This is a genomic window from Clostridium sp. DL1XJH146 (assembly GCF_054819755.1).
Genome location: NZ_JBTVVN010000009.1, coordinates 35462 through 52162, shown reverse-complemented (window position 1 = coordinate 52162; position 16701 = coordinate 35462). Strand labels below are relative to the sequence as shown.

Sequence of the window (16701 nt, the reverse complement as noted above, 5' to 3'; positions counted from 1 at the left end):
TATTATATATGTAATTTCCTTTGTGTCAAGGTTTAATTGTTTTAATTATATGATTAATGAACAAATCTGTAGTATTATTAATTCCTAATAAACTTAGCATTCGGCTTCCCACGACATCTTCAATTTCATTAAATATTAACTTACCTGTTTTAGTCAATAAAAAATCTATTCCAGCGTAGTCTATTGACAAATCATCTATAAAATTCTCAACAAATTCCCTTTCACTTTCACTATAATTATATACTTGTATATTTCCACCTTGAGTAAAATTAGAAATTATTTTATCTTGTGAAGTTCTTAAAACAGCATGAATAACCTTATTGTTTATTATATAAAATCTTATATCCCCAACGAGATTATTTATAAATTCTTGCTGAAATCTAAAGAATCCATCACTAATATTAATTTCTTCTAATAAACCTATTCCAGTTCCTCCATGTTCATTATTAGGCTTTGAAATAATTCCTTTATTGTTAGCCCACGAGGTCAAAACAGAAGGATATTCATAACCCTTATTTTTCGCAAAACTGTAGGCTGCCAACTTATTGTTTCCTAATAAAGTAATATTTGAATTATTAAAAACCCTAATATCATTCATTTCAAAAATAAGACTAATTTCATAGCTCCTTGTTCTATTTATAACAAAGTCAACTTCTTTAAAGTGTGGTAATCCTTCAACCAAATAAGTTTCTTTTATTATTAACTTTAAATCTATATTATTTTTTAAAGATATATTCTTGAGCCATTTTACATAATCTTCATTTTTTTTATAATCAATTTTGTTATATATCAATAAACCTATCATCTTATTCTGCCCAAAATATAATCAAGAAGAATATTACTGAAATCTACTTGTGAAATATCTTCGAAACTCAAAAAATTTACATTAGAATTAACTTCACATAATATAGGCTCATTATTTTCGCCATAAAGCAAATCAACTCCACTAAAATCTAAGTTCAAAGCTTTATGTGCCTGCATAGCAATATCCTTTTGTTCTTTATTCAATTGAATCAACTCACCCTTACCACCGGCTGTAATGTTTGCTCTAAAATCAAACGGATTTTTTCTTTCCATTGCACCTATAATTTTATCTCCAACAATATTCACTCTAATATCTTTTCCATAAGAACTCTCAATATATTCTTGAATAATAAAATCACTATTCTCAATTTCATTAATTTTATCCTTAAGAGCCTCTATTCCTTCTAATTTATAAACTTGCATACCAAAAGAACCAAAGGACTCCTTTAGTACAAATTTATCACCTAAAATATTATGTACCATATTGAAATAATCATCTTTTAATTCTTGCTGATTAAAAACAAAAGGAGCAACAATAGTTTTAGGTACTCTTATTCCTGTTTTAGATAAATATAGTTGCATTAAAGCTTTATTATCACATATTTCTATAGCTTCTCTAGTATTAAATAGTTTATATCCCATCAATTCTAAATGTCTAGCCAAAAAAATATCTTTATCCCAAAAAACTATAAAATCAGGCTCTTCTAATTTAACTAAGGACTTTAATTGTGCCTCTCCAAGTGAATTATAAAATGGTATCAGCTCATTATTTTTAACTGTATAAAAGTTAATACCTTTTTCCTTTGCTATTTTTGAAAACTTAAAAACCAATGCTTGTATTTTTGTAATTTTTAATGTTCCATTATAAATTATCCAACCATTCATAGTAACCCTTCCAATTTCTCTAGAATTTTTAATAAATTTATAATAAAAAATTCAGTTTTATTATAATCATCTACTATTTCCCAATTTATTTCTATTTGAAATGCTGCAATATTTAATTCTCTAGATACAGTTGCGGAAACAGTATAAGGGAATGAAGCTGTAAAAGTATTGTCTACTTTTACAGCCTTATAAACCTTACTAAACTCTTTAATAAAAATATTTAATATATCTTCTCGATTTTCTATATTTGCTTTTTTTCCTGTTCCAATGTCTATACTGAATTTTCTATTTGGTTTTGACAAATGGAAGTCTATTAATAATTTTATATTATTTGTCTTTATATACCTTACTAAGTCTTTTTTAAAAATAGATTCTTGATCATAATTAGCATCATCATTCATATTCCTAGTTTTATAGGCTATATGGCAATTAGACATTTCTCCTAACTGCTTAACAATTAACCCTGTTCTGTATTCACCAATTTTGTTAATACCTTCACGAATATGACTAACACTATGAGGAGAAGTCAATATAATAGAAGCTTTTCCTTTTTCAATCACATGGCCCACAGAGGTATTATCAACTTCATTTATAAAATAATCTTCAATAGTTTTGTAATCTTCTTTTCCCATAACAATTCCCATTCCTATAATTTAAATTACTTGTTTGATATTTTTTCACGTATTTCAGAAAATGATAGATAAATAATATCACTAGAACAAAAATTAAAACTGTTCTCAAAATAATATTAGAAAATTTCTGAAGTACTGAAATAGATATCATTAATCCAATAATAGTCATAATCTGCTTATTTAAATGCTTCCTAAAAAAATAACTCAAATCTCTCTCAATAGAAACATTACTGTTAATATATTCTAATCCTAATTCTATCCTCATATATGATGGTATTCCAACTAATATACTTAATTCTTCATCTGATTTAATTCTATTTTCATTAAAAATAATTGAAGGTTCATCAATGCAAAGCACCCTTGCTTTACATTGGTTATTCCCATTTCTTATAATTACAGTATCTGTTTCTTCAAGTCCTAATAATTTCATTGCTGTTTGAGACACTCTAATAGAATTTTCACTTTCGTCTATTGGATAAGGCCTAATTACCCTCAATGTAATTTGTCTCTGCCCAATAAAAAAACTCAACAAACTAATTTTAGTACTATTCACTCTACTCGTTAAGGATTCTATTATATTATATTTTTTCTTTGTTTCATATAATGGATAAACAGAAAATGAATCAATATTATGCTCACTTATTGAATTTTTAAACCATTGCACAGTTTCATAATAATTATCATATTGTACATTAGTGAATTCTGAATTATAATATTTATCTAATATATTACTATACTTATCGATATATATTTGATTAATATATGTAGGCAATTCTATATCAAGTAATCTACGATGTTTAATACTTAATCTAACCTTATTATTTGTTTTAACATTTACTTGAATTTTGTTTATAGGAACATTTAACATATATCCATTTAATTTATTTAAAAAAATTACACCATTTAAATTTTTCCCATCCTTAATATTATCTATTATGTCTTTTGATATTTCAACTACTTCATCTTTAATATTTTCAATTTTTGAAGTATAATATTTATTCAAATTAACATGAGGTATTCTAGATATAGTTACTTTATCCCCGTCAATATATTTTTTTAAAGATCGGGATAAATACGCAGTTTTTTCAGTATCATACCTTTTATATGTTATAATACATATTTTTTTACAGTTATTAGTTACTAATTCAACCATCTCATTTTCATCAAATATCATATTTTCAAATAAATTGAGATTGAAAGTAATTTCATTTTTCATTGTATAATTTTTATTTTTAGAAAACGATACCTTAGTTATATCTAGTTCCACAATACCACCCCATTGTATTCAAATAATTAAATTTTATCATACTTAGATATTAATAACAATGAAGTCTATTTACTCAATTGTAAAATAGCTATCAACAAAATGATGTGTAAAAAGTACAAGCTATATTAAAAAAATCTTTATCAAAACAAGTATCATTTGAATATATTATTAATAAGGTAGTATAAATATATGAGGTAATATTATGAGCTCTGATTATTATCCTTTTAACTCACTCCAAGATTACAAAGTTCTCTATAAAAGCAGAAAAAAAAAGGTTTACTTACTTCCAAATAATAGGACACTTAAAATATGTAAAAACTATAAAGAATGCAGAAGAGAATATTTGATTCTACGATATGGATATAAATATAGTGTATTTCCGAAAATTTATGAATACAGACTAGGCTACTTGATTAGAGAATATGTACACGGAGAATGTATAATAGACTATTTGAAACATAACGCTATGGACAAAGAGTTAGCTCTTAACATAGTTGAAATGTATAGCACATTTCAAAAACTCAAATTCACTAGATTAGATAGTGGCATATCTCATATTTTTGTTCAAAAAAACAAAAAAATAAAAGTACTCGGTTTAAAAAGCAATTGTTGGCATATAGAACCTTATCCAAAACATATGCTATCAGGATTTAGAAAAATTAAGTGCTCAAAAAAATTTTTGAACATCATAAAGCAAGAAAAACCTGATATTTATAGTGAATGGATTAAAAATCTTTAATTCTATGAAAAAAGATAGATTATTTTCAGATCTATCTTTTTTTATTTACCTATAAACTTAAATAAATCTTTTTATAAATTAGTTAAAATAACCTACCTCAAACATTCTCTATATTTACAATTTAATGTATTATTATGATATAATATAACATATTAGAATTAAATTACAGTTATTGCAACGATTAGTCTTTCAAAGGAGTTTTTTCCCATATGATATCGAAATATGTAAAAAAAATAATATTGTTCATACTACTATTAATTAGTATATCATTTTTGTACAATAACGCTACCTACGCTGCCAATTCTACTCAAAATCATATACTTATTCTAAATTCCTACCATCAAGGATATATTTGGACCGATAATGTAATTAATGGAATAAATAGTATTCTAAACAACTCAAATAATGTAATCCGTATTGAATATATGGATACAAAAGTAATAAAAGATAGCAAACATATGAATAATTTGTATGAATTGTACAAACATAAATATGCTAACAGTCACTTTGATGTCATTATAGCAAGCGATAATGATGCCTATGAATTTCTAAAGCTCTATCGTAAATATTTATTCCCTGATACTCCAGTAGTAGTTTGCGGTTTAAACGAATATGATAATTATATTACTAATAGTAGTAATTCTTTTACTGGTATTTCTGAAATTGTTGATATAAAAAGCACCCTAGATTTAGCATTGCAACTTTTCCCAAATACTGAAAATATATATGTTATATCTGATAACTCCTCTGCTGGTATTAGTAACGAAGGAATAATTAGAAAAACTGCTTTATATTACCCTGACGAAATTAGTTTTAATTATATAAAATCTGACTACATGGAAGTTATTGCTGACAACGTAAGCAATTTACCCCCAAACAGTATTATTTTTACTGATGGTATTTTTAAAGATTCATTTGGAGAACTAATAGACGTTAAAGAAGGTATTAAGTATATATATGAAAGATCAAATGTTCCTTTGTTTAGTTGTTGGCAAATGCATATGGGAAACAGTGTTATTGGTGGGAAAATGATAAGTGGTTATGAACAAGGACAGGCAATCGCAAATATGGCAAATGAAGTATTGTACGGTAAAGATATTAATGAAATACCTTTTAAAGAGGAAAGCATTAATAAATACGTTTTTGACTATACTTTATTAAAAAAATATTCTATCAACATTAAAGAATTACCTAAAGAAAGTATTTTTATAAATATGCCATCTACTTCTTTTCAAATTGAAAAGAACTTAGTCTATCTTTCAATAATAGCGCTAATTATTTCCTTATTATTGATTATTTTAATAATGCATTGTAAAAATAAAGAATTAAATAGGATTCACTGTGAATTATCTAAAGAAAAAGAAACATTACAATCAATTCTAAATTCTACCTGTGATGCTATTCTTGTTACTAACAATAATAATGAAATAATTAATTATAATAAGAATTTTATAGACATATTATTTCTAGATAATTATAAATTTTATCCTAATGAAAAGGAAAATTTCGCCAAAATCATAAAGGAAATAACTATGAATCCTACGGAAGTTATTAATTGGTTTAAACATTGTCTTGCTAATTCAATAAATACCACTATTATATTTAGTCTAAAAGATAATAATCTAATCGAAGGAAATTGTGAAAATTTAATTACTAATAATATTCCAGCTGGCCATGTATGGAGTTTTAGGGATATTACAAGAAAAAAAGAAATTGAAAATCTTGAAAAAGAGGTAGAAATAAAAGCAAGACTCCTAGATGAAGCTAAAAAATATGATTATATGAAAGACCAATTCTTAGCTACTATTTCACACGAACTTAAAACTCCATTAAATATCATTCTTGGAATTGTACAAATAGTTGACAATTGCTATTTCAAAAACTCTCAAAAACCAGACGTTGAGAAATTAAAAAATTATATTAAAATCTCAAAACAAAATTGCTACAGGTTGCTAAAACTAATCAACAATTTGATTGATATTACAAAAATCAATTCAGGTTTTATGAATTTAAATATTAAAAACTATAATATAGTTAATGTAATTGAAGAAATTTCCCTTTCAATAGCATGTTATGCAGAAAGCAAAGGAATTACATTGATATTTGACACAGAAATAGAGGAGAAATTTCTAGCTATTGATGCTAACCAAATAGAGAGAATTATGTTAAATCTATTTTCTAATGCCATTAAATTTGCTGACACAAACGGTACAATAGAAGTAAATATTTACGATAAAGGAAATAGCATTTTAATTAGTGTAAAAGACTCTGGCATTGGAATACCTTACAATATGCAAGAAAAAATATTTGATAGATTTAGGCAAGTAGATTCATCTCTTAGTAGAAAGGCTGAGGGTATTGGTATAGGCTTAGCTCTAGTAAAATCAATAGTAGAATTACATAATGGAAATATATCTTTAATCAGTGAACTTGGTAAAGGTTGTGAATTTATAATTGAATTGCCAGTGTTTACATTACCTAATTCTGATGATTCTCAAAATACAGAAAATACCTCTTACAATTCAAATGTCGAAAAAATATGCATAGAATTTTCAGATATCTATTCATAAATTCTAAACTAACCTATGTATTAAATTCTAATAAAGTAAACCAAACCACAATATACTCAGCAGGTTCATGTATTCTGAGGCAATATATTGTGGTTTATTTTCAACTAAATCACCTTTTGTACATATATATAATATTATTAAAGAACAAAAAAAACACATAATCATATACTATACTGTATCCATTTTACGGAGGTATATTAAATGAAAAAAAGCTTTAAAATCTTTACTTTATTTGCTACTCTTTTATTCTCACTAGCCCTACTTACTTCCTGTGGCAATAAAAACTCTTCTGAACTAAAAACAGTAAATTTAAATGAAGTTGTTCGTTCTGTTTTTTATGCTCCAATGTATGTTGCAATAAGCCAAGGTTTTTTTGAAGAAGAAGGTCTTTTAATTGATCTTTCTACTGGACAAGGAGCAGATAAAACTATGCAACAAGTATTAAGTGGGACTTGCGATATAGGTTTTTGTGGTCCTGAGCAAATAGTTTATATCTATAACCAAGGTAGAGAAGACTACCCCGTTCTATTCTCACAGTTAACTAAAACAGATGGCTCATTTTTAGTAGGTAGAACTGCTGAAGAAAACTTTAAATGGGAAAGCTTAAAAGGCAAAACTATCATAGGTGGTCGTCCTGGTGGCGTTCCTGAAATGACATTAGAATATGTTCTAAAAACACATGGTCTTACTCCAGGAGAAGATGTTGAAATTATAACAAATCTTGATTTCACTGCAACTGCTGGTGCTTTTAAAGCAGGTACTGGTGATTATGTAGCTTCTTTTGAACCAACTGCTAGTGTTTTAGAAAACGATGGTGCAGCTGCAATAGTTAGTTCAATAGGGAATGAAGCAGGCAACATATCTTATACATGTTATTTTGCCACAAAATCATATATAGAAGAAAATCCTGAAATAGTTCAATGTTTTACAAATGCAATTTATAAAGGTCAACAGTGGGTTTATAGCCATTCAAATGAAGAAATTGCAGAAGCTATTAGCGAATATTTCCCTGGAACAGATGTAGCTCTAATAGCTCAATCTGTAGGCCATTACAAAGAAATAGAAGCATACGCAAAAGTACCAAATTTATCAGAAGACGACCTTTCAAAATTAATGTTCATTATAGAAAGTTATGATGAAACATTAATACCTGATAGACCATCTTATGATGTAATTGTCGATACTAGCTTCGCCGATAGTGCAGTTAAATAAGCAAGGCTTTATCAACAATCTGAAAACCCCATTAGGGGTTTTTTTATTGTCTATAATTAAAGAATTGTTGATTTATAAAGTGTTCAGTGTGAATTAATAACATTCTTCTAAATGATACATATACTAATATTATCAATGTTACGAGGTGAATTATTTTTGGAAATACTAGAAATTAATAATATATATATGAATTATCATACGCCTGAGAAAGAAACAAATGCACTTATTAATATTAATTTTTCCTTGAAAAAAGGTGAATTTGTAACTATAGTTGGACCCTCTGGTTGTGGTAAATCCACTTTACTCAATCTAATAGCAGGGTTAAACAAGCCTTCTTCAGGTGAAATCATATTTAATAATAAAAACAATACACCATTTAAAAATGCCGATAATAATATGAATAATAGGATTGGATATATGTTTCAAACGGACCAACTATTCGAATGGACATCGGTATATAACAATATTACTTTAGGTTTAAGAATCCAACATAAACTTACAAAGGAAAATGAGTCTTTCGTAGACAGTTTACTAAAAAATTATGGCCTTTGGGATTTCAAATCTCAACTTCCTAGTCAATTATCAGGTGGAATGCGCCAAAGAATAGCTTTAATTAGAACCTTAGCCCTAAAACCTGAAATTTTATTGCTTGATGAACCTTTTTCAGCTTTAGATTATCAAAGTAGGCTAAATGCAAGCAATGACATTTACAAAATAATTAGAAAAGAGAACAAAACTGCTTTAATGGTAACACATGACATTGCAGAAGCTACTTCTATGAGTGATCGGGTTATTATTCTTTCGAAAAGACCTGCTTATGTAAAAGACATTTTATCTCTGTATTATGAAAATAAATATAATTCTCCTTTAAAAAGAAGAGAATCCCCAAATTTCAAGGATTATTTTAATACCATCTGGAAGGAGCTGGATAAAATAGATGAACTGGAGTAATGAACACCTTCAATATTTAAAAACTATTAAAAAAAGAAAAAATTTAATTATATTCACTCGTTTTTTAATTTTATTTCTTTTATTCGCCTTATGGGAAATCGCAGGAGACTTAGGCTGGATAGATCCATTTTTAACAAGTACCCCTTCTCGAATGCTTAAAAGTTTAATTAAAATCTATAATGAAGGAACATTATTTAGACATATATTTATTACTTGTTTTGAAACAATTTTAGGTTTTGTAATAGGAACCTTACTCGGAACAATAATTGCTATTTTACTATGGTGGTCAGATTTTGCCTCAAAAGTCTTAGACCCATATTTAGTTGTATTAAATGCACTGCCTAAAGTATCATTAGCACCCATAATAATTTTTTGGATAGGTAATGGTTTAAAATCTATAATTTTTATAGCCATACTAATTTCTATTGTCACCACTATAATCAGCATCTTAAATGGTTTTATTCATGTAGAACAAGATAAAATACGACTATTAAAAACCTTTGGTGCTTCAAAAAAACAAATACTTAATCACCTCATCATACCTTCCTCGATTCCAACAATTATATCAGCCTTAAAAATAAGTGTAGGACTATCTTGGGTAGGAGTAATAATGGGTGAATTTTTAGTAGCTAGAGAAGGTCTTGGATTTCTTATAATATATGGTGGTCAAATTTCTCAACTAGATATGGTAATGATGAGTATCATTATACTTGCTATACTTGCTTTTATAATGTATCAAGGAGTTGCTTTCATTGAAAAGAAATTAATCTCAAAATATAGCAACTAGGACAACCGTTACATTTCCCTTGGAAAAACAGCCATTGTTTACATTAATAAAACAAATGTTTATAATCTCAAAACATTGTCATATTTTGAAATTAGATATATTATTTCAAGAAGAATATTTTTCCATAATTTTGGATATATTCAAAGTATAGGAGGATATTTATGGACAATTTTGAAAAAGGAAACCTACTTTATAAAAACAAGCAATACAATGACGCTATTAAAACATATACAAAAGCACTTTATACATCTGATAATTCGGCATCTGTACTTTATAATATTGGTGTTTGTTTTATAAAACTTAATAAGTATTTTGAAGCCATTAATTTTTTCGAAAAAGCACTACTAGAAAAACAAGAAGGCAAATACTATTATAATCTAGCATATTGCCATATTAAAATAAACAATCCTAGAGCTGCTCTTAGAAATTTCAACACCGCCTGGGCTCTCAATAATAATGATGAAGAATGCAAAAAAGCTATAGATATTATACTAAAACATTATTATAAAAATATGTCAAAATAGATATATAAAAAGATAATGCACAATGCACAATTTACAATGCACAATTAAGGATGATTTTCTTCCCTTTGGTCAGAAAATCTTTATTGAATAAAACCAAACTATTAAAAGCTCAATGACCTTCGGTCATTGAGCTTTTAATTTAAAACATTTAATATTTAATTCAATTATTCATTCGTTCATTTTTTTAGTGTTGGTTTTTATTGATTTTTGGTTTTGTTGTTTTATTGTTTTTATAAAATAAAGAAATTTTTTAGCTCCGCTAAAAAATTTCATCCACAATTGTGCATTGTGCATTGTGCATTGCTTTAAAATTGTGCATTACTCTAAAATTACCACTCTCCAGCAATTTCACTTTCCCTATGGTCTAAGTTAAAAATAGGACTATCAAAATAGTTACCGCCAACATAAAAAGTAGCATCAACATTTATCCACTTTTCTTCAACAGGGTCATAAACCTGATTCCATGCATGACCTACCCAACCATCATTACTTTTTCCTTCACCTGTTATAATTCTCACTTGTATATCATTTGCTATACACATAGTAGCAAAAAGGCATGAATAATCAAAGCAAATTCCTTCTCTTGTATAATAAGTATTAATGGAGCCCGATTCAACACTATAGTCACTCCTCAATATTTTTTCCGCTTTTGAATAATCATACTCTATATTAGCGCCAACCCATTCATATATAACTTGAGCTTTTTCTTTTACTGTAGCTTTATCAACTACAAGTTCCCTAGAAAAAGCATTGATTTCTTCATTTGAAGAAATTCCATCTTCTAAAGTAATCCCATTATAATAAACTATTGTTCTTGTATTAGTAGATGCACTCTTACCATCTTCAGATTGATCATATTTAATTTCAATTTTGAAAGAGTTATTTATAATGTTAGGAATATTCTGTGCAAAATTTGATTTAGATATTGGAGTTAATATTTCTGCATTAACTTTACTAAAAATTATAGATTTCTCTAATGCCTCTTGATAACCATCACTAATTTCAAAATAGCTCCCTATATTAAGTGCTACCACGACAATAATAAGCAACCCTATGGCCATAGGGATTCTAAATATAGCTCCCACAATTTTTTTAGATGCATCACTTCTCTTTTTTAAAAACTTCTCGATTCCATCTAAAATCAAAAACAAGCTTATTGAATTAATCACCTTTAATAGTCCATTTATTATAAAATAGCTTAAGAATATCATTATTGGCATTACAATAATATATAACGTAATAGGACGGGCTTCAATAAAATTAATTATATTAAAAGGAATATAATTATAAATTTTCTCATAAATAAGTAAATCTCTTTCAATAAATATTTTCTTTGTAAAATACGACCCAACAAATATACTAATTATAAATGCTATATTACTAGAAAAATGTTCAGCATCTTCTTTTAGATTTTTTGACGAATAAGAAGTCATAAATCCTTTAATTATAGGAAATAAAATAATTAATATAAGTCCAATATCTACAGGGTTTTTCATGAATTCACCTCTTCACTCTTAACATAGGATTCCGTTATGTTTATACTATATTAATTCTCCAACAAGTCATTTAAAACATTTTTTATAATATCATATTTAAATCCTCTTCTTAATAAAAACTGAACTAACTTCCCATTAATTTTGTATTTATCATCTTGGCTTTTCTTTAATATATTATACTTCTTTTTCGCTAACTCCATAACAGAATTAAATTCTCCCTCTTCATCTATCAGTGATAATTTCTCTTGTATTAAATCTTCTTTTATACCTTTTCTAGATAAATTATATTTTATTTTATTTCTTCCACTTTTAGCACAATTATCTTTTATATACATCTCTGCATATTTATTATCATCTATAAATGTATATTCTTTTAAAAAACTCATTACCCTATCAATTGAGCTCTCATCATAGCCCTTCATTTTCAACTTATCCTTCATTTCTTTTTCTGTTTTATATGTTCTTGATATTGTGTTTAATGCACTTTCCTTACACGATAGATAATTATCTTCTATAACTAATTCTTTTATATATTCTAAATCAATTTCTTCATCTTTACTAAGATTAAATTTATATACTAATTCTGCATTACACGAAAAAGTATATTCATAATTTATATACACATTAACTCTATTTTTATTTCTCTTTCCTACTTCAATTCTAGTAATAATATTTTTCACTTAATCAATCCTCTTCAGATATAATAATCAATTTAGTTGGATTAGAAAAAACCTTCCTTGCAACATTTCTAATAATATCTAATTTTACTTTTTTAAGTTCCTCTAAATACTCCAGAAAATGATCTGCTTTCTTGCCCTCTATTACTTGTGATAATACATATGAACCTAATTCAGATGTATCCTCTAAGGCTGCAATAGTTGATGTTTTAAATACCTTCTTCATAAGTTCAATGTCCTCAAAAGTAAATTCAATTGTTCCATTAATAATATCATCAATACATTGTTCTATAATAAGTGAAGTTTCATCTAAATTTTCTTTATTGATTGATGTGTACAAAAATAGTAATTTTGTATTCTTCCCAGTATCAATATCTGAATAAACATCATAAGCTAAACCTTTTTCTTCTCTAAGTTTCCTAAACAAAATCGAATTCTGACTTTCTCCAAGTTTATAACATAATATTCTTAACGCAAGTTCTTCTTCTTCAGTAAGATCATAAAAAGTATACAAATAAATAATAGTAGACTGTTCTATCTCACCTTTTCTTATAATCTCTAATTTATTGCTATTTTTCTCAAGTATTATATCCTTTTTCTTAAAATCACCTTTTTCCCAATCCATAAAGTTCATTTCAACAAGTTTTTTAACTTCCCCATGCTCGTGTTCTGATGTTATTATAATAACAGAATTATTAGGTCTATAGTATTCCTTATAAAAATCTAAAACAGTATCTCTATCAAAATTAATAATATTTTCCTCTATTCCTAATGTATCATATCTTAAATCACTTTTTGAAAAAGCAACTTCCAATATTTTTTGATACCCAAAGTCTTCTACATCATCTTTACTTGAGTTTATTTCCGATATTATTACAGATTTTTCTTTTTCCATTTCCTCGTGCAAAAAATTCGAATTCATGAACATATCCGCTAACAATTCCATGGCTTTGCTCATTTCGCTCTCTAGTGCATTTATTGTAAATACAGTACTATTATAATCTGTGTAAGCATTGTACTCTCCACCCAAATTTTCTAATTCATTATTTAATTTTTCGTTTGTTCTGCTTATTGTTCCCTTAAAAAGCATATGTTCTATAAAATGAGACATGCCCTTTTGTTTTTCTGTCTCATAAAATGAACCTATATTCACACACAAATTTATTGACATCAATTGTGTAGGTTTTTTTATAGTAATTACTTTTAATCCATTATTTAAGTTAAATTCTTGCCAGTCAAAGTGTTTTTTATCCATATAATCTCCTTAAATTAGTCTATATCACTCATTATAAGTGAAATACCCTCAAAAATAAACGAAAACTTAATATATCCAAAAGCAAAACAAAAGATTCCCCCATCACAAGAGAATCCATGTAAATCACTCATTCTAAAATAGTAATATTTCTTAATTTTCATCTTTTATATTTTATCTTTGTAATTTATCATTCTTATTAATCTTATATCTTTATTATTTATCTTACCTATTTATCTTTGTTATTTATCATTGCTATTTATCTTTTGCTATTTATCATTGCTATTTATCTTTTGCTATTTATCATTGCTATTTATCTTTTGCCTTTGTTATTTGACTTTTGTCCTTTATCTTTTATCTTTTATCTTTTATCTTTTATCTTTTATCTTTTATCTTTTATCTTTTGATTGTGCATTGTGCATTGTGCATTGTGCATTGTACATTGTACACTATCCCCTATAAATTCTATAATCAATATTTTCAAATATATTATCCAACTCTTCTACACTTTCTAACCAATTATCATCAATCTTATTCCTCAATATTTGGTCCCAAATTTTATAGAATCTCTGTATATGCAAATTAACTCTTCTTATTGCATAATCTTCTGCTGTTTTATTGGTTATGATAAAGGGCCAATCTGATGATTCTGCCAATAAAAGTTCTCTTGCAGCTTGATTTAGAGCTCTCTCTAATAACTTATCTGGATTATTATATAAATTTGCAAGTTTTTTCATATACAAAGCGCACTCATGAATATCTTTATAGATCCAAAAATTAGAATCATTTAGCCATACTCTATAATCTCCATTTTCTCCCCAAGTAGATGGAGAAGGGGCTGACATCTGTATTGGTTGCTTTAGTTTAAGATATTCACTAGGTGTTATTAATTCAAAATTGCTTTCTTTAGAAGCTGCAAATCTAATAAATTCGCCAAGAAATTCAGGGCCTTCGAACCACCAATGACCAAATAATTCTGTATCATAAGGGCAAGTAATTATTGGTTTAACATTCATATGCTTTGATATTTCTGATATTTGCCTGCTTCTACCCTCCATAAAATGAAGTGCATGCTCCTTAGTTTTTTCTAAAGCCTCTGCTCTATTATAGTATTCTTTATTCCGCATATCACCAGTAATTCTATGATATTTTATTCCTGTATCTACTCTAATTCCTTCTTTTTGAATGTAAGGAGCTATATAATCATAATCTAATTCATATCCTATATCTTTATAAAACTCTCTATAACTATAATTACCTGGATATCCTTCTTTGCTGCTCCAAACTTGATGTGATGTTTCAACATCTCTCCCAAAGACACATACACCACTTCTATCAACAATAGGGGCATATGTACCATAAACAGGTTTAGGAGAAGCATTCATTACAGAAATGTTCTCACCAATAAAATATTGGATCCCACAATCCTTAAGTACCTCTTCAATTCCATAAGTATATGCACATTCTGGAAGCCAAATACCTGTAGGTTTATGTCCCATAATTTCTGTGTAATAATCAACACCTATATTTATCTGTGCTTTCACTGTTTCTTTATTTATTGTTAATAATGGTAGTAATCCATGCGTTGCAGAACAAGTAATTACTTCTAAACACCCTAACTTATCAAACTTTCTAAAAGCATTCATTAGTCTTTTTTCATAATTATCATATATACTTAATATCTTATTAAATCGATCATAATAAAATTTTGCTAGTTCATTTAAATTCTTGTCATACTTAGTTCTATCAATTTCTTCTCTTGCTAATTTAATTGCATTAATTAAATATATAAAATATTTTTTATTTAAATATTCATCTTCTAACATACTCATCAATGTAGGTGTAATAGACATAGTTACTTTAAATTCAATTTTATCTTCAAGTAGCTTATCAAATATACTTATAAGAGGAATATACGATTCATTTATTGCTTCAAATAACCATCTCTCTTCAAGTGCATCATCTTCATCAGGATGCCTAACAAATGGCAAATGGCTGTGGAGAACTAATGATACATATCCGTCCTTCATATTACTTCCTCCTTGCTTTATTTTGAAGAACTTGTTTTATATATTCTATTAATATTATAAAAGTGTTGCTTGAAAAATTCTATATTTTCATTATCCTCAAATTTGTCTTTATTAGAATAATATGAATTAGTATCAATATTATCTGATGAAGAATACATTCTACTAGTTTCTTCTATGTTTATAAAGCTACTTTCTTTAAGTACATTATTAGAAATAAGATCATCTGCGGATATACTATATCTAATACCAAAATTATATTTACTCTCTCCGCTTTTATTATTATTTACATCATTTATGTTAATACTTGATGAAATATTATTACCTAATATAATATTACTTGTTTCATCAGAAACACTAAATGATTCATTAATAAAATCTTCACTATCAAACTTTTCTGTATTAATCGTAGAAACTTGGTTATTTTCTAATTCAACGAAATAGATTAAATCTTCTTTTGAATTGCTACTTCTTGGAGTTGATACCATATTAGAACTTGCCAATGCCACGTAATCATGTCCAAATAATTTTCTTCCATATTCAACAAATACATCAATATTGTCTTCTTCCAATTTTATAAAAGAGCTAGTATCAAATTTATTTATTTCTTTGCTTTTAATCTCTATGTCCTTACCATCTACCATCTTCTTAACTTTCAAAATGGGCTGTGAACCATTCCATGACCCTACCCCATATTTCACCTCGAAACCATAAATTGCATCTGGAGAAACACTAAAATAACAAAACAAATCAAATGTACCTTGTACCATCAAAACAATAGAAATTTTATCATAAAAATGCACTAATATCACCTCTTCATTCTTTTATATTTAATTATACATTAAAAATGAAAATATTCAAAAATAAATGATTAATTG

Annotated in this window: 15 protein-coding genes; 6 read left to right on the top strand and 9 right to left on the bottom strand. The window is 27.0% G+C overall.

Annotated elements, in window-relative coordinates; genetic code table 11:
- Positions 1-25 precede the first annotated feature (25 nt).
- From ACVHXK_RS06370 to ACVHXK_RS06355, 4 genes are read right to left on the bottom strand one after another with little or no spacing between them, the layout of a single operon-like run.
- Positions 26-805: an ATP-grasp domain-containing protein gene (locus ACVHXK_RS06370; RefSeq protein WP_461205535.1), complete on the bottom strand. Its 780-nt coding sequence runs from the start codon at positions 803-805 to the stop codon at positions 26-28.
- Positions 802-1689: an ATP-grasp domain-containing protein gene (locus ACVHXK_RS06365; RefSeq protein WP_461205534.1), complete on the bottom strand. Its 888-nt coding sequence runs from the start codon at positions 1687-1689 to the stop codon at positions 802-804. Before ACVHXK_RS06365 ends, ACVHXK_RS06370 begins: the two co-directional genes overlap by 4 nt.
- Positions 1686-2321, bottom strand: a complete 636-nt coding sequence (locus ACVHXK_RS06360; protein ID WP_461205533.1) for a hypothetical protein — start codon at positions 2319-2321, stop codon at positions 1686-1688. Before ACVHXK_RS06360 ends, ACVHXK_RS06365 begins: the two co-directional genes overlap by 4 nt.
- Complete coding sequence (locus ACVHXK_RS06355; RefSeq protein ID WP_461205532.1) at positions 2293-3588, bottom strand: hypothetical protein; 1296 nt, start codon at positions 3586-3588, stop codon at positions 2293-2295. Before ACVHXK_RS06355 ends, ACVHXK_RS06360 begins: the two co-directional genes overlap by 29 nt.
- Positions 3589-3790: 202 nt before the next feature.
- Here ACVHXK_RS06355 and ACVHXK_RS06350 point away from each other — a divergent pair, with 202 nt between their 5' ends.
- The 6 genes from ACVHXK_RS06350 (at position 3791) to ACVHXK_RS06325 (ending at position 10371) form a co-directional block, all read left to right on the top strand.
- Complete coding sequence (locus ACVHXK_RS06350) at positions 3791-4327, top strand: serine/threonine protein kinase (RefSeq protein WP_461205531.1); 537 nt, start codon at positions 3791-3793, stop codon at positions 4325-4327.
- Positions 4328-4536: 209 nt separating this feature from the next.
- Positions 4537-6897, top strand: a complete 2361-nt coding sequence (locus ACVHXK_RS06345) for a sensor histidine kinase (RefSeq protein ID WP_461205530.1) — start codon at positions 4537-4539, stop codon at positions 6895-6897.
- A gap of 201 nt (positions 6898-7098) precedes the next feature.
- Entirely contained in the window at positions 7099-8109 is a 1011-nt protein-coding gene (locus ACVHXK_RS06340) for an ABC transporter substrate-binding protein (protein WP_461205529.1), read from the top strand.
- Positions 8110-8265: 156 nt separating this feature from the next.
- On the top strand, positions 8266-9060 hold the full coding sequence (locus tag ACVHXK_RS06335; protein ID WP_461205528.1) for an ABC transporter ATP-binding protein: 795 nt from the start codon (positions 8266-8268) through the stop codon (positions 9058-9060).
- Positions 9047-9847 (top strand): ABC transporter permease, encoded by an 801-nt coding sequence (locus ACVHXK_RS06330; RefSeq protein WP_461205527.1) that lies wholly within the window; start codon positions 9047-9049, stop codon positions 9845-9847. Before ACVHXK_RS06335 ends, ACVHXK_RS06330 begins: the two co-directional genes overlap by 14 nt.
- A 161-nt stretch (positions 9848-10008) precedes the next feature.
- On the top strand, positions 10009-10371 hold the full coding sequence (locus ACVHXK_RS06325; RefSeq protein WP_461205526.1) for a tetratricopeptide repeat protein: 363 nt from the start codon (positions 10009-10011) through the stop codon (positions 10369-10371).
- A gap of 329 nt (positions 10372-10700) precedes the next feature.
- On the opposite strand, the gene ACVHXK_RS06320 is transcribed toward ACVHXK_RS06325, so the two are convergent.
- The 5 genes from ACVHXK_RS06320 to ACVHXK_RS06300 form a co-directional block, all read right to left on the bottom strand.
- Positions 10701-11867 carry a transglutaminase-like domain-containing protein gene (locus ACVHXK_RS06320; protein WP_461205525.1) on the bottom strand — a complete coding sequence of 389 codons (1167 nt, stop codon included), beginning with the start codon at positions 11865-11867 and terminating at the stop codon, positions 10701-10703.
- A gap of 50 nt (positions 11868-11917) precedes the next feature.
- A complete protein-coding gene (gene recX / locus ACVHXK_RS06315) occupies positions 11918-12547 on the bottom strand; it encodes a recombination regulator RecX (RefSeq protein WP_461205524.1) in 630 nt (209 codons plus the stop codon).
- A gap of 4 nt (positions 12548-12551) precedes the next feature.
- Positions 12552-13799 (bottom strand): M16 family metallopeptidase, encoded by a 1248-nt coding sequence (locus ACVHXK_RS06310; RefSeq protein WP_461205523.1) that lies wholly within the window; start codon positions 13797-13799, stop codon positions 12552-12554.
- A gap of 446 nt (positions 13800-14245) precedes the next feature.
- Positions 14246-15826 (bottom strand): glycoside hydrolase family 57 protein, encoded by a 1581-nt coding sequence (locus ACVHXK_RS06305; RefSeq protein ID WP_461205522.1) that lies wholly within the window; start codon positions 15824-15826, stop codon positions 14246-14248.
- Between the two features lie 17 nt (positions 15827-15843).
- The gene (locus ACVHXK_RS06300) at positions 15844-16626 is read right to left on the bottom strand and encodes a DUF4912 domain-containing protein (protein WP_461205521.1); all 783 of its coding nucleotides are present in this window, start codon (positions 16624-16626) and stop codon (positions 15844-15846) included.
- Positions 16627-16701 lie beyond the last annotated feature (75 nt).